The organism is Streptomyces sp. NPDC001848 (genome assembly GCF_042891915.1).
Taxonomy (GTDB): Bacteria; Actinomycetota; Actinomycetes; order Streptomycetales; family Streptomycetaceae; genus Streptomyces.
This window is the reverse complement of record NZ_JBIATP010000012.1, coordinates 128,669-150,880: the sequence shown is the minus strand read 5'-3', so window position 1 is coordinate 150,880 and position 22,212 is coordinate 128,669. Positions and strand designations below refer to the sequence as shown.

Sequence of the window (22,212 nt, the reverse complement as noted above, 5' to 3'; positions counted from 1 at the left end):
CAAGCCCCTACGCGCCCCCTTCACAACCGATGCGCCACCCCCGTAGGCGTGGCTCCCCGCGTGTCCAGCAGCAACTGGGCCTTCACCGACAGCCCCTGCAGGTCGTACGTCCGGTGCTGCTGCAACAGCAGCGTCAGATCCGCCCCGGCCACCGCCTCGTAGAGCGAGTCCGCGCGCGGGATCGGCCGGTCGAGGACGCTCCACGCGGGGACGTACGGGTCGTGGTAGCTGACGGACGCGCCCAGTTCCATCAGCCGTAGCGCGATCTCGTGCGCGGGGGTGCCCTGCAGGTCGGCGACGTCCGGCTTGTACGTCACGCCGAGCAGCAGGACGCGCGCGCCCCGGGCCGACTTGCCGTGCTCGTTCAGGAGGGTGGCGGCGCGCTGGACGACGTACTGGGGCATGCGGCCGTTGACCTGCTGGGCCAGTTCCACCATCCGCAGGGTGCGCCCGGCCGTGCCCGACAGGTCCTGGGGGACGGCGTGGCCGCCGACGCCGGGGCCGGGGCGGAAGGCCTGGAAGCCGAACGGCTTGGTCTCCGCGCAGCGGATGACGTCCCACAGGTCGACGCCCAGGTCGTGGCAGAGCACCGCCATCTCGTTGACCAGGGCGATGTTGACCTGCCGGTAGTTCGTCTCCAGCACCTGCACGGTCTCCGCCTCGCGTGGCCCACGTGCGCGTACCACCTTGTCGGTGAGGCGCCCGTAGAAGGTGGCGGCGGACTCGGTGCAGGCGGGGGTGAGGCCGCCGATGACCTTGGGCGTGTTGGCCGCGCCGAAGTCCCGGTTGCCGGGGTCGACGCGGCTCGGCGAGTACGCGAGGTGGAAGTCGCGGCCGGCGCGCAGCCCGGAAGCCTTTTCGAGGAGCGGGCGCAGGAACCCCTCCGTGGTGCCCGGCGGCACGGGGGATTCCAGGATCACGGTGGTGTGCGGGCGCAGCCGGGCGGCGAGGGTGCGGGCGGCCGTCTCCACCTGGGTGAGGTCCGGCCCGCCGCCGGTGCCGCGCGGGACGGGGGCGCAGATGACGGCGGTGCGGACGCGGCCGAGCTCGGCGGGGTTGGTGGCCGGCCGGAAGCCGCGCGCGAGCATGCGGCGCAGTTCGGCGGCGGTGAGGGATCCGGCCTCCGGTCCCGTCTGGTACCCGAGCGTGGGGATGCCGGCCGTGACGGCGGCCTGGGCCAGGGGCAGGCCGAGATGACCGAGTCCGATGACGGCGAGATCTGCGGGCATGGCGTGGGCCGTCCTTCCCAATAGCCGAGGTGGGAGAGGTGCGCAACCGCTGTGGACAGAACGAGCGAGCGCAATGTCAGACTAGGAGTAAATATGACCGATTTGCGGTATTGACTGGTGGCGTTTCCGTGAGTGTTGTCCACAGGCTGCGGGCGCGTGGTGGCCGAAGTCGGGCATCACGGTCAGACTTTGGGCATGGGGGACACGAGCAGGGCATCGCCCGACTGACGGGTGTGGCCGGCGCGACGACGCGGGAGGCAGCGGTGAGGACAGCGGCACTGGGGCCGGCGCAGCGCGCCGAGTCACTGGCGGAAATGGCCGAGCGCGAGCTGGACGTGCTGGTGGTGGGCGGCGGTGTGGTCGGTGCGGGCGTCGCGCTGGACTCCGCCACGCGTGGTCTGTCCACCGGCCTGGTCGAGGCGCGTGACTGGGCGTCGGGCACCTCCAGCAGGTCCAGCAAGCTGATACACGGCGGCCTGCGCTATCTGGAGATGCTGGACTTCGCCCTCGTGCGCGAGGCGCTGAAGGAGCGCGGGCTGCTCCTGGAGCGCCTGGCGCCCCATCTCGTCAAGCCGGTGCCGTTCCTGTATCCGCTGCAGCACAGGGGTTGGGAGCGGCTGTACGCGGGCTCGGGTGTCGCGCTCTACGACGCGATGTCGATGGCGCGCGGCCACGGCCGGGGGCTGCCGTTGCACCGTCACCTGAGCCGCCGTCACTCCCTGGCCGTCGCCCCCTGCCTGAAAAGGGAGGCGCTGGTCGGCGCGTTGCAGTACTACGACGCGCAGATGGACGACGCCCGTTTCGTCGCCACACTGGTGCGCACGGCCGCGTGGTACGGAGCGAAGGTTGCCAACCGGGCGCGGGTGACCGGGTTCCTGCGCGAGGGGGAGCGGGTCGTCGGCGCCAGGGTGCAGGACGTGGAGGCGGGCGGGGAGTACGAGATCCGCGCCCAGCAGGTCGTCAACGCGACAGGGGTGTGGACCGACGACACCCAGGCGATGGTGGGCGAGCGGGGCCGCTTCCATGTGCGGGCCTCCAAGGGCATCCACCTGGTGGTGCCGAAGGACCGGGTGAACTCGACGACCGGCCTGATCCTGCGGACCGAGAAGTCCGTCCTGTTCGTCATACCGTGGGGCCGGCACTGGATCATCGGGACGACCGACACCGACTGGAACCTCGACAAGGCCCACCCGGCGGCCTCCAGCGCCGACATCGACTACCTGCTGGAGCACGTGAACTCCGTCCTGGCGGTGCCGCTCACCCGCGACGACGTGGAGGGCGTGTACGCGGGCCTGCGGCCCCTGCTCGCCGGGGAGTCGGACGCGACCAGCAAGCTCTCCCGGGAGCACACCGTGGCGCACCCGGTGCCCGGCCTGGTGGTCGTGGCGGGCGGCAAGTACACGACGTACCGGGTGATGGCCAAGGACGCCGTCGACGAGGCGGTCCACGCCCTGGACCGGCGGGTCGCCGACTGCGTCACCGAGGACGTCCCGCTGCTGGGCGCCGAGGGCTACCGGGCGCTGTGGAACGCGCGGGCACGCATCGCGGCCCGCACGGGACTGCACGTGGTGCGGGTGGAACACCTGCTGAACCGCTACGGCTCACTGGCGGAGGAGGTGCTCGACCTGATCGCCGATGACCCGTCACTGGGCGAACCGCTGCACGCGGCCGACGACTACCTGCGCGCCGAGGTCGTTTACGCCGCGTCGCACGAGGGCGCGCGCCACCTGGACGACGTGCTGACCCGACGGACCCGCATCTCGATCGAGACGTTCGACCGCGGCACACGTAGCGCCCGGGAGGCGGCCGAACTGATGGCGCCGGTGCTCGGCTGGGACGGCGACCAGATCGAGCGCGAGGTGGAGCACTACGAGAAGCGGGTCCAGGCGGAGCGGGAGTCCCAGCGCCAGCCCGACGACCTGACGGCGGACGCGGCGAGGCTGGGGGCGCCGGACATAGTGCCCTTGTAGGAGGGGTGCGGGCAGGGGCCTCACCGGGCCGTTCGGCCCGTCTGAAGGGACGTCAAGGTGCGATCCGAGCGCTCGTAGGGTGCGATCCGGGCCCCCGGAAGCTGCGATCCGGGCGCCCGGCGCACGCCCGGGCCGCCGCACCGCCCCCGTCCGCCGCCTTCGCGCGTGCTCCGACCGGGGGGAGCCGTCGAATCAGGGGCACCCTGGGCGTGGGGCGGTCCGCGCGTGGGGGACAATGGAGGCTCTGTCAGGGCGGGTTGCATGAGGGGACGCATGTCGGAGGCGGAGCGGGCGGGGACAACCCGTCAGGACAAGAGCGAACGTCTCCTCGCCGGGCGGTACCGGCTGGGGGACGTACTCGGCCGCGGCGGCATGGGCACGGTGTGGCGGGCCGAGGACGAGACCCTGGGGCGTACGGTCGCCGTCAAGGAGCTCCGGTTCCCGTCGAACATCGACGAGGAGGAGAAGCGCCGGCTCATCACGCGCACGCTGCGGGAGGCCAAGGCCATCGCCCGGATCCGCAACAACAGCGCGGTGACCGTCTTCGACGTGGTCCACGAGGACGACCGGCCCTGGATCGTGATGGAGCTGATCGAGGGCAAGTCGCTCGCCGAGGTCATCCGCGAGGACGGCCTGCTCGAGCCGAAGCGTGCCGCCGAGGTCGGGCTCGCGATCCTCGACGTGCTGCGGGCCGCGCACCGTGAGGGCATCCTGCACCGCGACGTGAAGCCGTCGAACGTGCTGATCGCCGAGGACGGCCGGGTCGTGCTCACCGACTTCGGCATCGCCCAGGTGGAGGGCGACCCGTCCATCACCTCCACGGGCATGCTCGTCGGCGCCCCCTCCTACATCTCGCCGGAGCGTGCCCGCGGGCACAAGCCCGGCCCCGCGGCGGACCTGTGGTCGCTCGGCGGACTGCTGTACGCGGCGGTCGAGGGCGTGCCGCCGTACGACAAGGGCTCCGCGATCGCCACGCTGACCGCGGTGATGACCGAGCCGCTGGAGGAGCCGAAGAACGCCGGACCGCTGAAGGACGTCATCTACGGGCTGCTCACCAAGGACCCGGGGCAGCGGCTGGACGACTCGGGCGCGCGGGCGATGCTCAACGAGGTCATCCACGCGCCCGACCCGGAGGAGAAGGTGCCGGCGGACGCGACGCGCGTCGTGGCGTTGCCCCCGGTGCCCAAGGAATCCACGGAGTCGAAGGAGGCCAAGGCGCCCAAGCAGAAGGGGGCGTCGGCGTCCGGGACCAAGCGGAGCGAGGAGGCCGCGGACCGGCTGCGCGGCGCCCTGCGGTCGGTGCGCAAGGCGGCGGCATCGGCGGGCGCGGCGACGGCCGGCGCCTCGACGGCCGCGCGGACCAAGGGATCCGCCCCCGCCGAGGGCGCGGTGGACGCGCGTGTGGACGCCCCCGCGACCGGGGCGTCCGGCACCGGACGCTCGGGGTCCGCCTCGGCGGACGTACGGGATCGCACGGCTGCCGTGGGATCGAACTCCGGTGCGGCGAAGCCGAGTTCGGGGTGGCCCATCGTCCCGGACCCGGACCGGCCGCCGCGGCCGGCGACCCCGCCCCGGGCGCCGCTCACCGACGTGGTGCCGAAGCGGACGCTGGTGGTCTTCGCCGTCGTCGTGGTGCTCGCGGTGCTCGGGACCGTGCTCGCACTCACCCTGTGGGGCGGGGACGACGGCTCGCAGAACGGCTCGAAGGGCACCACCGGGCGCACCGCTACCGCCGGGAGCGGCGGCACGGGCAGTGGGGGCAAGGGCAGTGGCGGCAAGGGCGCTGGCGGCGGGACGCGTTCGGACGGCGGCAGCACCGGCACCACCACGACGAACGGATCGGACCAGCAGAACGCGGCTGACAGCGCGCCCGCCGCGAGCGCCGGTGCGTCGACCTCCGGTGCGGCGGGCGGGGCCGCCGCGGTGAAGACGTACAAGGGCGGTCAGGGGTACTCGATCGGTCTGCCGGCCGGCTGGAAGTACGTGTCGTCGGACGACGCGGGCGACCGTTTCACCGGGCCGAACGGGCAGAGGCTGCTGGTCGCCTGGACCTCCACACCCAAGGACGACCCGGTGGCGGACTGGAACAGCCAGGAGCGCTCCATGGTGCGCCCCCAGTACCACCGGATCAGTATCAAGGCGGTGGACTACCGCGACTGGAACACCGCCGACTGGGAGTTCACCTACGTGGACTCGGGCACCACCTACCGGGTGATCGACCGTGGATTCGTCGTCAACTCGCACCAGGGCTACGGGCTGATGTACACGGCGAAGGCAGACGACTGGGACGGGGACCTGCGCAAGGGCACCTGGAAGACGCTGACCCAGACGTTCCAGCCGAAGTCGTGACGTAGCGCGTGTCCGGCTGACGTTCCGTCGGCTCGTGTCGTGGGCAGATATGACATCCCCGGGTTGCGGGTTGCCTCCGGCACGTATCGTGAGGGACGGATCGCGAACCGTACGCATCCGGAACGGAACGCGGGACGAACGGACTTGACCGACCGGGCGGCCGGGGGAGGCATCGTGGACGACTATGCGGGACGGGTACTCGCCGACCGCTACCGCCTGCCGCTGCCGCCCGCCGACGAGTACGAGTTCGCCGAGACCCGGGCCTTCGACACCTACAGCGGGCAGGAGGTCCTGATACGGCAGGTGCCGTTGCCCGAGGTCGTCGAGGCGGAGGTGCTCGACGCGGACGGTCTGCCCGACGGCTTCGTGGCGCGCGACGGCCGCAGCGGCGGCCCCGCCCGGACGGCGGCCACGCGCCGGCCCACCGACCCGGCCGTGCGGCGCGCCGTCGAGGCCGCGCAGGCCGCCGCGCAGATACCCGACCACCCCCGGCTCGACCAGGTCTTCGACGTGTTCGCCGAGGGCGGCTCGCTATGGATCGTGAGCGAACTCGTGGCCGCGACACCACTCGCCGCGCTGCTCGCGGAGCGGCCGCTGACGCCGTACCGCGCGGCCGAGGTCGCCTCCGACGTCCTCATGGCATTGCGCGTCCTGCACGGCCACGGCTGGGTGCACCGCAACATCACCGCTCGCACGGTGCTCGTCTGCGACGACGGCCGCGTGATACTGACCGGCCTGGCGGCCGGGGCGGCCGAGGAGGCGCTGTGCGGGTATGACCCCGTGCCGGCACGGGAGCCGGAGCCCGGCCCCGGCGCGACGGACGAGAGCCCCACGGCCCCCGTGCCCGCTCCCCGGCCCGGCGGATCCGGTGGTGGCTCATTCGGCTCCGGCAGCGGCACATTCCGATCCGGCGGCGAATCCGGCTCAGGCGGCTCGTCCGGGCCCGGCGGGACGTTGCGCGGCACGGATGCCGAGGCCGCGCGGCGCGCCGCGATCGAGGCGAGGGCGAACGGCGCCGGTCCGGGCGCGGGCGCCCGTGCCGCCGTGCCCGCCGTGGCGCCGCGCACGCTGCAGTCCGCGGAGGACGTGCGGGCGGCACGGGCCGGGGCGATCGCGGCCTATCGCGCCGGGGCCCGGGCCGCGGCACGGGTCCAGGAGGAACAGCGCGGCAGCCGCACGGCGTTGCCCGCGCCCCGCCCGGCCGGCACCGGGCCCGACACCCCACCGCAGCCGTCGTCAGGGCCGGACGGCGGCCCCGGCACCCCACCCCCGGGCAGGATCTCGGACCCGTACGGGACCGGCCGTACGACGTCCTGGCACGGCGCCGCCCCCCGACCCGTCGCCCCCACCCCCGACGCCGCACCCGGGTCTGAGGGCAACGGCAGCGGCCCGTACGAAAAAGCCGCGCTCCCGCCTTCCGCCACCCCCTGGCCCCATCGCGGCCCCGCCACCCCTCTCGCCGCCGAGCGGGCGCGCCAGGCCCGGATGGCCGTGGTCGGACCGGTCACCGAGCGATGGTCGCCCGAACAGGCCGGGCCCGTGCACGAGAACTGGCAGTTGGCACCGCCCATCGGGCCCGCGACCGACCTGTGGGCGCTGGGTGCGCTGCTGTTCCGGGTCGTCCAGGGGCACGCGCCGTACCCCGAAGAGAGCACCGCCGAGCTGGTCCAGCTGGTCTGCTCCGAGCCGCCCGCCTTCGCCGAGGAGTGCGGCCCGCTGCGTCCGGTCGTGGAGTCGTTGCTGCGTCAGGACCCGACCGAGCGACCCGATGTCGAGGAGCTGAGCGGGTGGCTGCGCTCCCTCGTGCGGTCCGCGCCCGAACCGGAGGCGGGGGCGCACGTCATCGCGGCGCCGCCCGTCGACCCCGCCCGGCTGCCCATCGTGCGGCGCCGCGGTGAGCTGGTCCGCAGGCGCCGCGCCGGGCTGCCCGCGACCACCCACGCCCGCCACAAACGGGCCAGGGACGGCCGCCCCCAGCCCCGCCGCCTCGGCCGTACCCTCCTTCTGCTCATCCTGCTCGCGCTGGCCGCGGCGATCGCGTACGCGATGGCGTTCATGCCGAAGGCCGGAACCGGCAGCGGCAGCGGCACGGCGGGCGAACGCACCGGCGCCGCGGGGGAGGCGAGCCCCGCTCCGCGGGAGTCGGACGCCGGCGGCGTGCGGCAGCCGGATCAGAGCGACTCCACCAGCCCCTCGCAACCGGCCGAGACACCGCAGACACAGGCCACCGGTGCACCGGTCGCCCAGGGGTTCACCCTGCGCAGGGACCCCGAGGGCTTCAGCGTCGCCGTGGCCGACGGCTGGGCCCGCACGCCGAAGAACGCGCAGGGCCAGGTCGTCTACTCCCAGGGCGACTTCCAGCTGATCGTCGTGCCCGGACGCGACACCGCCGGCAGGTACGGCAGCGACCCGCTGACCTACCAGCGGGAGTCGGAGCCCGAACTGCAGCCGTTCCGCGACTCGACATGGGCCACCTCCAGCGGGATGCGGCGCATCGACATCGGCGGACGGACCCTGGCCGAGGGGCAGTTCACCTGGACGAACGGCAACGGCCAGGAGCTGTTCGTCCGCAACCTGGCAATCCTCGTCGGCGGCGGCCGGTACCACGTGGTGCAGGTCCGCGGCCCGGACGCCGAACGCGACGAGGTCACCCGGCTGTTCGAACAGGCCGAGCAGACCTACCGGGTGACGAACTGACCGATTCGGTCACCCACAGTGGTCCAGCGGTCCGATTGCGCTGAGTGTGCGGTGGTTCGGTCCCACGCCGGGAAGGGAGAACCGTCACAGTGCGGTCTCCGTACGGCCCCGCCGGTTCCCTGCGCGGGGACCGCTCTTTAATGTGACCTCGTCAAGAGCATTGCGGGGAAACGTGAATCAGATGCAGGGCCTGCTCCTCGCGGGCCGCTACCGGCTCGTCGACTCGATCGGCAGCGGCGGCATGGGCCGGGTGTGGCGCGCCCACGACGAGGTGCTGCACCGGGCGGTCGCCATCAAGGAACTGACGGCCGCACTGTACGTCACGGAAAGTGACCGAGCGGTGCTGCTCGCCCGTACCCACGCCGAGGCACGGGCCGCCGCGCGCATCAACCACTCGGCCGTCGTCACGGTGCACGACGTCCTGGAGCACGACAACCGGCCGTGGATCGTCATGGAGCTGGTCGAGGGCGGCTCGCTGGCCGACGCGGTCAAGGAACGCGGCCGGGTCGAGCCCGCCGAGGCCGCGCGGATCGGGCTGTGGGTGCTGCGCGCACTGCGGGCCGCGCACTCCGCGGGCGTACTGCACCGCGACGTCAAGCCCGGCAACGTGCTGCTCGCCGCCGACGGGCGGGTGCTGCTCACCGACTTCGGGATCGCCCAGGTCGAGGGCGACACCACCATCACCCGCACCGGAGAGATCGTCGGGTCGGTCGACTACCTCGCGCCCGAACGTGTCCGCGGCCACGACCCGGGCCCGGCCTCCGATCTGTGGGCGCTCGGCGCCACGCTGTACACGGCGGTGGAGGGCAGGTCACCCTTCCGACGGACCTCGCCGCTGACCACCATGCAGGCCGTCGTCGACGAGGAGCCGGAGCCGCCGCGGTTCGCGGGCGCCCTGGAGCCGGTGATCTCGGGCCTGCTGCGCAAGGATCCGGCCGAGCGGCCCGACGGCTCCCGGCTGGAGCAGATGCTGGCCGAGGCGGCCGAGGGACGGCGGCCGAGGGCCGCACAGGAGTACGTGGCGACGGAGCACGTCGACCTGAACGGCCCCGGGGACACGACCGCGAACGTGCCGCACCCACGGCGGGAGCGCGAGGCGGAGACGGCCCGGGGCACGATGCCCCAGGCCGCCATGGCGACCGCGCCCCGGCCCCGCAGGCGGCACCGCGCCCGTACGGCCGCGCTCGTGCTCGCGCTGGCCGCGGTGCTCGGCGCGGGGGGCGCGGTGGCGTGGCAGAAGTGGGACGGGGGGAACCGGCAGGCCGGCGCGTCCGCTTCGGCCTCCGCCTCGCCGTCCCCGACGCCCAGCGCCACGGGGACGCAGGGCGCCGACGCAACCGGCGACCTTCCCGCCGGCTGGGTGCGCCGCAGCGACCCCTACGGATTCAGCCTCGCCGTGCCCTCCAAGGCCTGGAAGCGGAAGCTGTTCGACGAGGCCACCCACCAGGTCGACTACACCCCCGACGGCGGCGAGCACTTCATCCGCATCGCCGTCGACAGCTCACCCGACTTCGCGACCGCGTACGACCACCAGCTCGACCTGGAGCAGCAGCTCCATCGGCTGGTCGACTACAAGCGGATAACTCTGAAGGCGAACATCTACCGCGATCGCCCGGGCTCCCTGTGGGAGTACACCTGGACCGCGCTGGCGAAGGACTCGACGACCGCCCCCGGGCCGCGCCACGCCATCGAGGAGACGTACTTCTCCCGCGGCGGCGTCGAGTACGCCATCTACCTGTCCGGCCCGGAGGCGGACTGGAAGACGACGCGGCAGCAGTTCCAGGCGGTGCTGCGGGGGTGGCGCCCGTCCACGGACTGACGGCACCGGGCCGGGGCAGGCCGTCGTACACCGCTCGTACACCCAAGGCGTTGTGAGCCCGGTACGCCTCCTACGCCTCCTACGCCTCCTCCACCTCGTAAGCCCCGGACGGGTCGGTTGTCGGCCACCGTCGTGGCGTCGTCCCGGAGGGTCCTCGTCCGGTGCGGCATGATGGGGCGCATGGGGACCGAGGGGGAGAACGGCCGTGTCATAGCGGGGCGTTACCGGCTTCAGGAGCGGATCGGCCGTGGCGGCATGGGCGTCGTCTGGCGGGCGTCCGACGAGCTCCTCGGCCGGCAGGTGGCCGTCAAGGAGCTCGTCCTCGACCCCTCCCTGTCCGCGGAGGAGGCCCGGCTCCAGCGGGAGCGCACCCTGCGCGAGGCGAGTGCCGTCGCGCGGTTGCGGCATCCGCACATCATCGTCGTCCACGACGTCGTCGAACACGACGAACGCCCGTACATCGTGATGGAGCTGATCGACGGCGGCTCGCTCGCCCAGCGCATCGCCACCCACGGCCCGGTCGACGCACGGGAGGCCGCCCGCATCGGCATCGCGCTGCTGGGCGCGCTGCGCCGGGCGCACGACGCGGGCGTGCTGCACCGCGACCTGAAGCCCGCGAACGTCCTGATGGAGGCGGGCACCGGCCGGGTCGTCCTCACCGACTTCGGCATCGCGCAGGTCGCGGGCGCCACCACGCTCACCGAGACCGGCGCCTTCGTCGGCTCCCCCGAGTACACCGCGCCCGAGCGGATGTCCGGCGAACGGACCGGGCCCGAGTCCGACCTGTGGTCCCTCGGCGCACTGCTGTGCACGGCGCTGAGCGGCGAGTCGCCGTTCCGCCGCGACTCGTTGGGCGGCATCCTGCACGCGGTGGTCGCGGGCGAGATCCGCCCGCCCGAACAGGCCGGGCCGATCCTGCCCGTCGTCCGGGGTCTGCTCGAACGCGATCCGGGCAGGCGTCTGGACGCGGCGGAGGCGGAGCGGCTGTTGCGGGAGTTCCTGGAGACCGGGCGCACCCCGCGGTCGCCGGTGCCGTACACGCCGACGCAGCGGGACGTGCCCAGAAACGCGACGGCGCCCCCGCCGCAGGTGCCCGCGGCGCCGGGCCCCGGCAGGCAGTCCGTGCGGGGCGTGTTCGTGGCGGCCGCCCTGGTCGCGGCCATGGTGGGCGCGGGCGTCTCGGCGGCGGCGCTGCTGCTGCGCGACGGCGGCGACGACGGGCGGGCGCCGACGGGCCCCGGTCCGGCGCGCACGTCGGTGAGCTCGGGTCCGACACTCCCGTCCACGGCCCGGCCCGCGCCCACGGTGACGGTGACCCGCACGCCGGCCTCGGCGACGTCGGAGGTCACCCGCAAGGCACCGTCCGGGTACCGGTTGGTGCGGGACCCGAACGGTTTCTCGCTCGCCGTACCGGACGGGTTCACCCGCAGCCCGCAGGGCGAGCGGATCTTCTACATGTCGCCGGGAGGGATCTTCCGCCTCGGCATCAAGGTGGCGGACCCCGCGGCGGGCGGCCCCCTGGCGGTGATGCGGCGCTCGGACGCGGAGGGACCGTCCACCAACCCGGGCTACCACGACGGCCGGGTCACCGCGACGTCGCACCACGGAAACCCGGCGGCGCTCTGGGAGTTCACCTGGAACGGCTTCACGGCGGCCGAGGGCCCGCGGCACACCTACGACCTGTGCTGGGACGAGGGCGGCCGGATGTACGACGTATGGGTGTCGGCGCCGGTCGGGAAGGTCCGGGAGACGAAGGAGTACTTCGACGTGGCGGTGGACACGTTCGCGGCGGGGTGACGTCCTTCCGCGGCGCCGTGCGTCACGGGGTGTGTGACCGGAACGGACGCTCCTGGAGATCGGCGCACGGACGACCCTGGAGATCGGCGCACGGACGACCCTGGAGATCGGCGCACGACGACCCTGGAGATCGGCGCACTCCGACCCTCATCCACCCCATCCACCCCGCGCCATCGGCGTCACATCTCCGGGAGTGTCGTACAAGTCGGGTATTTCCGGCTGATCGGCGTCACGTCGAACGTGTCCGCTTCACTCAATCTCCATGGTGAAGCCATGGCCGGGTCATGTTATCTTCATGATTCTTACCGGCATTTTGCCTGCCCCTCAAGTGTGCGTAACCGGCGCGCCCTGAGCGCCGCCGACGACGCCGTGCCAGGAATCAACCGAACAGTGGGGCGTGCCCGAGTTTCTGGAGAGCGTGAGGATGGCCAGCCCCACCGTCTCGGTGATCGTCGCCGCGTACAACGCGATGCCGTATGTGACGCGTTCCATCACCTCCGTGGCCGAACAGACCATCGGCCGCGACACCCTGGAAGTCATCGCGGTCAACGACGGCTCGACCGACGGGACGGGAGAGGAGCTCGAGCGTCTGTCGGACCTGTATCCGGGAATGCTGCGGGTCATCCACCAGGAGAACTCCGGAGGCCCCTCGGCGCCCCGCAACGTCGGCCTCGACCACGCGCGCGGACGGTTCGTGTTCTTCCTGGACGCCGACGACTGGCTGGGTCCGGAGACCCTGGAACGCATGGTGGCGATGGCCGAGGAGAACGGCACCGACATCGTGCTCGGCAAGATGGTCGGTGTGAACGGACGTGGTCTTCCCGCGTCGATGTTCAAGCGCACCCAGCCCAAGACCGACGTCTTCAACTCCCGGGTCTACTGGGCCCTCAACCCGCTGAAGCTGTTCCGCCGCGAGCTGCTGGAGCGGACCGGGCTGCGCTTCCCGACCGGCCTGCCCATCGGCGAGGACCAGCCGTTCACGGCCCTGGCGTACCTGGCGGCCAAGGGCGGCATCTCCGTGATCGCCGACTACGACTGCCTGTTCTGCACCCTGCGTGAGGACGGCGGGAACACCACCTCGCGCACCAAGGGGTCGGAACCCCGCCTGCGGTTCCTCCCGTACATGATCGACCTCCTCCTGGAGAACGTGCCGCCGGGCCGCAACCGTGACCACCTGGCCCACCGCCATCTGACCATCGAGGTCCAGAACCTCATCGCCAACATCTCGCGCGAGCCGCGCGAGGAGGCGGAGAAGAGCCTCGCCCGGCTCGCCGACACCATCGCCCCGCTGTGGCACGAGGGCATGAACGAGCACCTCTCCGCGATGGCCCGGCTGCGGCTGCACCTGGTGCGGCACCGGATGCTCGACGAGACGCTCGAACTGCTCCGGTTCGAACGGCAGCTGGCCAAGAGCAAGGTGTCCACCCCGGTACACGCCGAGGGCGGTCGCGCCTACGCCCGCTACCCCTTCTTCCGTGACCCCTCCGTCGCCGTCCCGGACTCCTGCTACGACGTCACGTCCCAGCTCGGGGTGCGCCACCGCGTCACCCGGGCCGAGCTGCGCGGCACCGCCCTGCACCTGGCGGGACACGGCTACCTGCACCGCGTGGAGACACGGGACGTGACCACCGAGCTGGTGCTGCGCGAGCGGGAGAGCAAGGTGGAGTACCGGCTTCCCGTCACCCATGTCGCGACACCGGGGCTCGGCGCGGAGGAGGACGAGGGCCGCTACGTCTACGACAGGGCCGGGTTCGAGGCCGTCATCGACATCGCCACCGCCGCGGACGGTGAGCCGCTCGCCGACGGACTGTGGGACATCTCCCTCGCGATCGGGGCGCAGAGCCTCACACGCGAGGTGCGGATCGGCAACAAGCGCGCCGAGGACGTCTCCGGGGCGCCCACCACGCGCGTGGTCACCGGCGCCGGTGAGGGCCTGCGAGCCGTCACCCTCTACACCACCAAGCCGACGGGAACTTCACCCTCGACCTCGGCGAGAAGAAGCACCGCGTCTCCTCCCGCTTCACGTTCGGCACGGTGCGCTGGTCGGCCAGCGACCCTACGGAACTGGTGATCGGCGCGACCAGCGCGCTCGGGGAGCTCCCGAGCGGGACGACGACGCTCGTCCTCACCGCTGACAAGGGGAGGACCGCGGTCCTCCCCGTGCAGCGGACCCCGCAGACCGAGAGCTTCACCGCACGCGTGGACGTGCGGAACCTCACGGCCGGCCTGTGGCGCGGTGAACTCCGCATCGGGGACCGGGCGGAGTGGTCCGTGCCGCTGCCGGCGCTGCGCAAGACCCTCGGCGCGGCCAAGTGGCGCCGACGCGGACTGCCCTGGTACGCGAAGCCGGTCCGGCGGAAGGGGGACCGCTTCCTGCTGAGGGTCTCCCGGACCGACCTCATCAGGGCGGTCGCGCGCCGGGTCAAGCCCTGACGACCGGGATCCCCTTCGACAACTCGCGACCCCGCACGGTACTCATGGGACATGCGTACTGACGCGGGACGTCTGATCGACGGACGCTACCGGCTGACCGAACGCCTCGGCTCCGGCGGCATGGGCACCGTGTGGCGTGCCGTGGACGAGCTCGTGGAGCGCGACGTCGCCGTCAAGCAGCCCCATCTGCCTGGCGATCCGGACGACGAGGCGTACCAGCGCGCCGCCCACCGGCTCTACCGCGAGGCGCGTGCCGCCGCCCGCGTCGACCATCCCGCGGCCGTGTCGATCCACGACGTGGTCGTGGAGGACGGATGCCCCTGGATCGTCATGGAGCTGGTCCGGGGCGAGTCCCTGGCGGACGCGCTGCGCCGCGGGCCGCTGCCGGCCGAGGAGGCGGCGCGCATCGGGCTCGCCGTCGTCGGTGCGCTGGACGCGGCGCACCGGGTCGGCATCGTGCACCGCGACGTGAAGCCGGCCAACGTCCTGCTCGGCCCGCGCGGCCGGGTCGTCCTCACCGACTTCGGCATCGCACACGTCCAGGGCGAGGAATCCCTCACCGTCACCGGGGAGTTCGTCGGCTCCCTCGAGTTCATCGCACCCGAAAGGCTGTCCGGTCGGAGCGCCGGCCCGGCCTCCGACCTGTGGTCGCTGGGCGTGCTGCTGTACGCCGCCGTCGAAGGATCGTCCCCCTTCCGCCGTACGACGGTGGAGTCCACGCTCGCCGCGATCCTCGCCGCCGAACCTCCCGAACCCCGGCGGGCCGGGAAGCTGGGGCCGCTCATCGCACGGCTGCTGGTCAAGGAACCCGAGCGGCGGCCCGGCGCGCCGGAGGTCGGCGCGGTGCTGGAGACGGTGGCCGAGGGGTGGCCGGTGCCGGGTGCGGGAGGGGAGGCGCCGACAGCCGCTCAGGATGCCTGCGCTCTGAGGGAGTTCGCCGACGACGTCGGGACGGTACGTCTCGGGGAGGCGCCGTCGGGGCCTGTGGACGACGACCGCCCTGACAGCGACGGCGGCTCCGGCACCGCGGACGACGGCGGCTCCGGCACCATGGACGACGGCGGCCCCGCCACCATGGTCGACGGCGACCCCGGCACCGCACCGGAGGCCGCGCCGGTGGCGAATTCCAAGCGCCCCGCCCTTCTCCGCCCCGTCCCCGTCGCCGCGCTCGGCGTTCTCCTCGTGGGCGGGACCTGGCTCGGCACCGCCTACTTCGGCGCCCCCGACAGCGACGGGGTCACCGAACACACCGCCACCTACAGCTCGGCTCCGGCCGTCGCCGCCCCCAGCCCCTGGATCCCCCACCGCGAGGCGAAGCTCGACGCGATCGTCTCCGTACCGCCGGACGCCGCCCGGGACACCGCCACGGACCACACCGTGACCTACGGCGACGACACCGTCCGGCTCACCCTCACCCGCGAGACGTCCGCCCCCTCGCCGCTGAAGGCCTGGGCGCGGGAGGCCACCGCCTCCTGGCCCGGCGACGACCCCACCACGCTCTACACCCCCACGAGCTTCCACGGCGACGACGCCATGCTCACCGACACCACCTACAAGGTGGGGGACAAGCGGTACCGCGTGCTGCAGCTGCTGATCGTCACGGCCGCCCGCGAGTACTACGTGCTGCGCGTGGACATGCCGAAGGGCACCGCGGACGAAAAGCGCGGCACCACCCTCTTCAGGGGCGCCCGGGACCGGCTGAAAGTGGGCAAGGGCATGGTGGGGTCCTGACAACGCCCTGATCAGCGCATTCCCTGCCAGCGGTCACTGGCGCGGTGTGGACAGCCCGTGAAAGCGCGTTACCGACGGGTACCCAAACGCTCCGCCCCGGCATACCCTGCGCCTCATGACGGACTCGCAGGCCCCGGACAAGGCCACCGCACAGACCGGTACGGGCACGGCCGGCACCAACCCCCTCGCTCCCGCCCCCGCCGGCGCCCGCACCGCCGTCGACGTGGTGACGCCGGAGCTGGTCGCCCAGCTCACCAAGGGCGTGGTCGGCTCGGGCCGTACCGCCAACCACACGCCGTTCACCGGCGAGAAGCTGGCCGACCTGCCCGAGTCCACCCCCGAGGACGTCGCCGTCGCCTTCGACCGGGCCCGCGTCGCCCAGGCGGTCTGGGCGCAGACCCCGGTACGGCAGCGCGCCGCGGTACTGCTCCGCTTCCACGACCTGGTGCTGGAGCGGCAGGCCGAGGTCCTCGACCTGATCCAGCTGGAGACCGGCAAGGCCCGACTGCACGCGCACGAGGAGGTGCAGGCCGTCGCCGTCGCGGCCCGGCACTACGGCCGCAAGGCGCCCTCGTACCTGAGGCCGAAACGGCACACCGGCGCCGTACCGACGCTGACCAAGGTCACCGAACTGCGCCACCCGCGCGGCGTCGTCGGCCAGATCGCCCCCTGGAACTACCCACTGGAGCTGTCGGTCGGCGACGCGCTCCCCGCCTTCGCCGCGGGCAACGCCGTGGTGATGAAGCCGGACACGGAGACCTGCCTGACCGCACTGTGGGCGCGCGACCTGCTGATCGAGGCCGGACTGCCCGCCGAGGTCTTCCAGGTCGTCATCGGCGACGGCCCGGTCGTCGGCCCGGAGGTCGTCAAGCACGCCGACTACGTCTCCTTCACCGGCTCCACCCGCACCGGCCGTGAGGTCGCCCAGGGCGCCGCCGCCCGGCTGGTCGGCGTCTCCCTCGAACTCGGCGGCAAGAACGCCATGTTGGTCCTTCAGGACGCCGACATCGAGAAGGCCGCCGCGGGCGCGGTGCGGGCCTGCTTCTCCTCGGCCGGGCAACTGTGCATCTCCATAGAGCGGTTGTACGTCCACGAGTCGATCGCGGACGCCTTCCTGGAGCGGTTCGTCGCCCGCACCAAGGCCCTGCGGCTCGGCACGTCCCTCGCCTACGGCGCCGACATGGGATCGCTGGTCGGCGAGCGGCAGCTGGAAACCGTGACCCGGCATGTCGAGGAGGCCGTGGCCAAGGGGGCGAAGGTGCTGGCCGGCGGGGTGGCCCGCCCGGACGTCGGCCCGTACTTCTACGAGCCGACCATCCTCGACGGAGTCGAGGCCCCGATGGCGGTGTGCACGGAGGAGACCTTCGGCCCGGTCGTGTCGATCTACCGCTTCAAGAGCGAGGACGAGGCGATCGAGCGCGCCAACGCCACGCCGTACGGCCTGAATTCGTCGGTCTGGACGAAGGACGGACGGCGGGGGCGCGAGGTCGCGGCCCGGCTGCGCACGGGCACGGTCAACGTCAACGAGGGCTACGCGCCGGCGTACGGCAGCGTCCAGTCCCCGATGGGCGGCATGAAGGACTCCGGCCTCGGCCGCCGCCACGGCTCGGAGGGCATCCTCAAGTACACGGAGGCCCAGACGGTCGCCCAGCAGCGGCTGCTGCCGATGGCTCCGTCGCTCGGGATGGACGACGAGAAGTACGCGGCGTTCATGAGCCGGAGCCTGAAGGTGATGAAGGCGCTCCGCCTCCGCTGACCAACACCGTTCTGACCAACACCGTTCTCAACCACACCCGTTCTCGACGAGGAGAGCACGTGTCGCAGGAGAAGTCTGTCCAGGCCCGGGACGAGGACGGGTACGACTACGACGTCATCGTCGTGGGCTCGGGGTTCGGCGGATCCGTCTCCGCGCTCCGGCTGACCGAGAAGGGCTACCGTGTCGGTGTCCTGGAGGCGGGCCGCCGCTTCACCCGCGAGACACTGCCGAAGAACTCCTGGGACCTGAAGAACTACCTGTGGGCGCCCGCCCTGGGCCTGTACGGCATCCAGCGCATCCACCTGCTGGGCAACGTCATGGTCCTCGCGGGTGCCGGTGTCGGCGGCGGCTCCCTCAACTACGCCAACACCCTCTACGTACCGCCGAAGGCCTTCTTCGACGACCCGCAGTGGCGGGACATCACCGACTGGCAGGAGGAGCTGAAGCCGTACTACGACCAGGCCCGGCGCATGCTCGGCGTACGGCTCAACCCGACCATGACCCCCTCCGACGTGCACCTCAAGGCGGCCGCCGAGCGGATGGGGGTCGGGGACACCTTCCACCTGGCGCCGGTGGGCGTGTTCTTCGGCGACGGCGAGGACGCCGACGGAACGGTGAAGGCCCGGCCCGGCGAGGAGGTCCCCGACCCGTACTTCGGCGGCGCCGGCCCGGCCCGGCGCGCGTGCACCGAGTGCGGCGAGTGCATGACGGGCTGTCGGCACGGCGCGAAGAACACCCTCAACGAGAACTACCTCCACCTCGCCGAGAAGGCGGGCGCGGTGGTGCACCCGATGACGACGGTCGTGTCGGTCACGGACGACTCGCGGGGCGGATACGCCGTGGCGACCCTGCCGACGGACGACCGGCGCAAGGGCAAGGGGCGGATCTTCACGGCACGGCAGGTGGTGCTCGCGGCGGGCACCTACGGAACCCAGACCCTGCTGCACCGCATGAAGGCGAACGGCCAGCTGCCGTACCTCTCCGACCGGCTGGGCGACCTGACCCGCACCAACTCCGAGGCACTGGTGGGCGCGCAGACCGACGACCGGCGCTACCGCGCGGTGCACGGCGCGGCGAAGGTCGACTTCACGCGGGGCGTGGCGATCACGTCCTCGATCCACCCGGACGAGAACACGCACATCGAGCCCGTCCGCTACGGCAAGGGCTCCAACGCGATGGGCGGCCTGTCGATCCTCCAGGTCCCCTACGCTCAGGGCCGCTCCCGCACCCTGGCCTGGCTCGCGAACGCGGCGCGTCACCCCTGGCTGATGGTCCGCTCCCTGTCCAACCGACGCTGGTCGGAACGGACCATCATCGGCCTGGTGATGCAGTCGCTGGACAACTCCCTGACGACGTATCTGAAGCCGAAGGGCGTCGGCAAGGGGCTGCTGACGGCGCGGCAGGGCCACGGCGAGCCCAACCCGAAGCAGATCAGGGCCGCTTCCGAGGCGGCCTCCGTGCTCGCCGCCGAGATCAACGGTTTCGCGGGCAGCAACGTCGGCGAACTGATGGGCACCCCGCTGACCGCGCACTTCCTCGGCGGCTGCCCGATCGGCGCCTCCCGTGAGACGGGCGTCATCGACCCGTACCACCGGCTCTACGGCCACCCCGGCATCTCGGTGGTCGACGGAGCGGCGGTGTCGGCGAACCTGGGCGTCAACCCCTCACTGACGATCACCGCGCAGGCCGAGCGGGCGATGTCGTACTGGCCGAACAAGGGCGAGGCGGATCCGCGCCCGGCGCAGGGGGCGCCGTACGAACGGCTCAAGCCGGTGGAACCCCGTCACCCGGCGGTTCCGGCGGAGGCGTTCGGGGCGCTGCGGCTGCCGTTCCTCGGGGTGCCCTCGGTGCCGCCGAAGCAGTGAAGCAGGAGCGCCGGAGAAGTGAAGAAGGACCTGGGCCCCCCTCCGAGCCCAGGTCCTTCTCATCGATCACGAGGCGTGGACGGCGCACACGGTCCGCCCACGCCTGCGACGGTTACGCGGCGGCGTGGCCCCCGGCCTTCCGGCGCCGCACCGCGAACATCACGCCACCACCGGCGACGACGGCGACACCGCCGACGAGCGCGATGGTCGGCAGCGCGGAGGAGGAACCGGTGGAGGCGAGGGTGCCGGTGACCTTCGGCGTGCTGCTGCTCGGCTTCGTGTTCGTGACCGGGGCCTTGCCGCCCTCCTGCGGCTTGGTGCCGTCGGTGTCGGTGCCGGCGGCGACGATCTGGAACTTGTAGGAGACGTCACCGGCGCCGGTGCACTTGGCGTCGCTGTCCGAGTAGATCGTCGCGCCCAGCGAGAAGCCGGCGCCGACCGGGGCGGACGACGCCACGTTGATGCGGAGCGGGACGTTGATCTCGTAGTCGGGCTTCAGCTCGTCGGTGTAGCCGACGTAACCGACGGCGTAACCGCCCTCGTTCAGGTCCTCCCAGACCTTGCCCTCCGGGTTCCAGGCCTGCAGCTGGACCTGCTTGCTCGTGAACAAGTTGTCGCCGGCCTTGTCGGAGGAGGCTCCGGCGAAGAAGTCGAGGTCCTTGAGCGTGTGGTCCGAGTTGTTGGCCACGTCGAGCGAGAACTTGTGCCAGCCGCTGCCTGCCGCGATCTTGCCCGGCAGACCGCTGATGGTGACGTCGACCTTGGTGTCCTCGCAGACGGACGGCTCGGGCTCCGGGGACTGCGACTCCTCGGGCGAGGAAGAGGCGGGCGCCGGGCTGGAGGCGCTGCTGCTGGGCGAGGACGACTGGCTCGCGGACGCCGACGCGGAGGTGGAGTCGCTCGGGGACGCCGACTGGCTCGCGGACGCGGACGCGCTGGCGGACGACGAGTCGGACGGGGAAGCGCTGACCGACGGGGAGGACGTGTCGTCCGACGCGAACGCGGCCGGCGCCGACAGCAGCGCGAGCGGGGCTATGGCAGCCGTCGCCGCCGCGGCGGCCAGGGCACGGCGAAGCTTCATGAAGACCTCGAAGAGTCCGGTGCGCCGCTACGACGCGACGCATCTTTAGGGGGGAGGCCTCCGCGTGTGGGGCGCGGGTGTGGCCCATGATTCACGACGTGTGACCTGTGGAACCTGTGAATGGTTGCGCTTCCCTTCACAGGATTCTTATGTGGGCTGCGTCACATCTTTGTGCGGCTTGTGAAGCTCCTTTCGCTGCCCGTAGAACTGACTCCGTGTCTGATCAACGCCCCGAGGAACCCTCCGTCCCCGACGACGTCTGGGAGCGGTTCGCCCGCGACACCGAGCGGGACATCCGTGCCTCCGCGCCGAAGGAGCCGTCCGCGCGGGCCCGCCTGGTGACCGCCCGGCTCCGGGAGCAGGAGGCGCGCGGGGTGCGCCCCGAGAGCTGGCGTGCGGCTCCCGCGTCGGCGCCACGCGGTGCGGTGAAGCGTCGGCGCGGAGCGTGGACGGCGCTGGGGCTGGTGCTCGCGGTCGTCGTCGCCGTCGGGGCGATGAAGCCTTCGCTGATACCCGGCGACCCGTTCGGCGCCCGTTCCGGCAAGGACGCGGACACCGCAGCCGAGTTGCCCGCCGAGACCGCGGCCCCCACCGCGCCACCCTCCGCCGTGCCCTCGGACGCCCCCACCCTGGAACGCCCCTTCGCCGGCTCCCCGGCCGAGCGCTGGGCCGACGGAGCCGCCGGCATCGTCCTGCCGAAGGCGGAGCCGGCCGGCGTGTTCTCCCGGCAGCAGGTGGCCCACGCGTTGCAGCAGAGCAGGACACTGCTCGTGGACGCCAACCTCGATCCCGGCACGCTGCGCGGCGAGCGGCCCGCGGCCGCGCTCGCCGTGGTCGACCCGCTCCAGCCGGACGTGCTCGACCAGCTCAACACCTCGTTGCGCGCACCGGACGAGAAGCACGACCCGCTGTCGATGTTCAGCCGCTTCGACCCGAAGGAGGTCCGGGTCGTCGGAGATGCGGTCAAGACGCGCGGTCGGATGAGCTTCGAGGAAGCCGACCACGGATCCGTGGTCGTGCACGCCGACTACACCTTCGTCTATCCGCTGGTGCGGCCGGGGACCAAGGAGGTGGCCCGCACCATCGTCCGCCGCGTCCTGGAGCTGGAACTGCCCAACCCCGCGCGTTTCCGTGTCACCGCCGGGAAGCTCACCGTGCTGCGCTACGACGAGAACGCCGGCAACTCCGCCTGCGACGTCCACGACGGCTTCCTGCACCCGGAGTTCCCCTCGCAGCAGCCCACGGGTGCACCGCCGAGCGGTCCCAGCACCGACCCGTACGACCGCAGCCAGGACCTGGACCGCCACAAGAGCTGTGGGACGGTCACCCGCACCTGAGGCGAAGGGGCGTACGGAGGGGGAGCGGGGCGGGATGGCGAAGGGCCCCGCGGCGGGGGGACCCCGGCTCGGCATGGCCGAGGGGTGGGGAATCCGCGGGGCCCTTCTCCGTCAGCACCGACGTCAGGGCAGCGTCGGTGCCCGGGGA

The 22,212-nt window shown here is 72.5% G+C and carries 14 protein-coding genes; 12 read left to right on the top strand and 2 right to left on the bottom strand.

Features of this window, described 5'->3' with window-relative positions:
* Positions 1–20: 20 nt before the first annotated feature.
* Positions 21–1,229, bottom strand: a complete 1,209-nt coding sequence (locus ACFYZJ_RS24965; RefSeq protein ID WP_388571451.1) for a nucleotide sugar dehydrogenase — start codon at positions 1,227–1,229, stop codon at positions 21–23.
* 263 nt (positions 1,230–1,492) lie between these two features.
* On the opposite strand from ACFYZJ_RS24965, the gene ACFYZJ_RS24960 reads away from it, so the two are divergent.
* The 10 genes from ACFYZJ_RS24960 to ACFYZJ_RS24915 all read left to right on the top strand — a co-directional run bounded on the left by ACFYZJ_RS24960 (position 1,493) and on the right by ACFYZJ_RS24915 (position 19,646).
* Positions 1,493–3,199 carry a glycerol-3-phosphate dehydrogenase/oxidase gene (locus tag ACFYZJ_RS24960; protein WP_388571449.1) on the top strand — a complete coding sequence of 569 codons (1,707 nt, stop codon included), beginning with the start codon at positions 1,493–1,495 and terminating at the stop codon, positions 3,197–3,199.
* A 273-nt stretch (positions 3,200–3,472) separates the two neighbouring features.
* Positions 3,473–5,548, top strand: a complete 2,076-nt coding sequence (locus tag ACFYZJ_RS24955) for a serine/threonine-protein kinase (RefSeq protein WP_388571447.1) — start codon at positions 3,473–3,475, stop codon at positions 5,546–5,548.
* A gap of 174 nt (positions 5,549–5,722) precedes the next feature.
* Positions 5,723–8,245: a protein kinase gene (locus ACFYZJ_RS24950; protein WP_388571445.1), complete on the top strand. Its 2,523-nt coding sequence runs from the start codon at positions 5,723–5,725 to the stop codon at positions 8,243–8,245.
* Between the two features lie 181 nt (positions 8,246–8,426).
* Positions 8,427–10,064: a serine/threonine-protein kinase gene (locus ACFYZJ_RS24945; RefSeq protein WP_388571669.1), complete on the top strand. Its 1,638-nt coding sequence runs from the start codon at positions 8,427–8,429 to the stop codon at positions 10,062–10,064.
* Between the two features lie 180 nt (positions 10,065–10,244).
* A complete protein-coding gene (locus ACFYZJ_RS24940) occupies positions 10,245–11,861 on the top strand; it encodes a serine/threonine-protein kinase (protein WP_388571443.1) in 1,617 nt (538 codons plus the stop codon).
* Between the two features lie 424 nt (positions 11,862–12,285).
* A complete protein-coding gene (locus ACFYZJ_RS24935) occupies positions 12,286–13,932 on the top strand; it encodes a glycosyltransferase family 2 protein (RefSeq protein WP_388571441.1) in 1,647 nt (548 codons plus the stop codon).
* Positions 13,896–14,294: a hypothetical protein gene (locus ACFYZJ_RS24930; RefSeq protein WP_388571439.1), complete on the top strand. Its 399-nt coding sequence runs from the start codon at positions 13,896–13,898 to the stop codon at positions 14,292–14,294. The genes ACFYZJ_RS24935 and ACFYZJ_RS24930 overlap by 37 nt, the downstream gene beginning before the upstream one ends.
* Positions 14,295–14,345: 51 nt before the next feature.
* The gene (locus tag ACFYZJ_RS24925) at positions 14,346–16,025 is read left to right on the top strand and encodes a protein kinase (protein ID WP_388571437.1); all 1,680 of its coding nucleotides are present in this window, start codon (positions 14,346–14,348) and stop codon (positions 16,023–16,025) included.
* A gap of 115 nt (positions 16,026–16,140) precedes the next feature.
* Positions 16,141–17,781: a succinic semialdehyde dehydrogenase gene (locus ACFYZJ_RS24920; RefSeq protein ID WP_388571435.1), complete on the top strand. Its 1,641-nt coding sequence runs from the start codon at positions 16,141–16,143 to the stop codon at positions 17,779–17,781.
* 59 nt (positions 17,782–17,840) lie between these two features.
* Positions 17,841–19,646, top strand: coding sequence for a GMC family oxidoreductase N-terminal domain-containing protein (locus ACFYZJ_RS24915; RefSeq protein WP_388571433.1), 1,806 nt, complete (start codon positions 17,841–17,843; stop codon positions 19,644–19,646).
* Between the two features lie 112 nt (positions 19,647–19,758).
* Here ACFYZJ_RS24915 and ACFYZJ_RS24910 read toward each other — a convergent pair whose 3' ends face one another.
* On the bottom strand, positions 19,759–20,334 hold the full coding sequence (locus ACFYZJ_RS24910) for an LPXTG cell wall anchor domain-containing protein (RefSeq protein ID WP_388571431.1): 576 nt from the start codon (positions 20,332–20,334) through the stop codon (positions 19,759–19,761).
* A 76-nt stretch (positions 20,335–20,410) separates the two neighbouring features.
* Between ACFYZJ_RS24910 and ACFYZJ_RS24905 the strand changes: the two genes are divergently transcribed.
* Positions 20,411–20,776, top strand: a complete 366-nt coding sequence (locus tag ACFYZJ_RS24905; RefSeq protein ID WP_388571429.1) for a hypothetical protein — start codon at positions 20,411–20,413, stop codon at positions 20,774–20,776.
* Between the two features lie 166 nt (positions 20,777–20,942).
* On the top strand, positions 20,943–22,064 hold the full coding sequence (locus ACFYZJ_RS24900; RefSeq protein WP_388571427.1) for a hypothetical protein: 1,122 nt from the start codon (positions 20,943–20,945) through the stop codon (positions 22,062–22,064).
* The last annotated feature ends 148 nt before the right edge of the window (positions 22,065–22,212 follow it).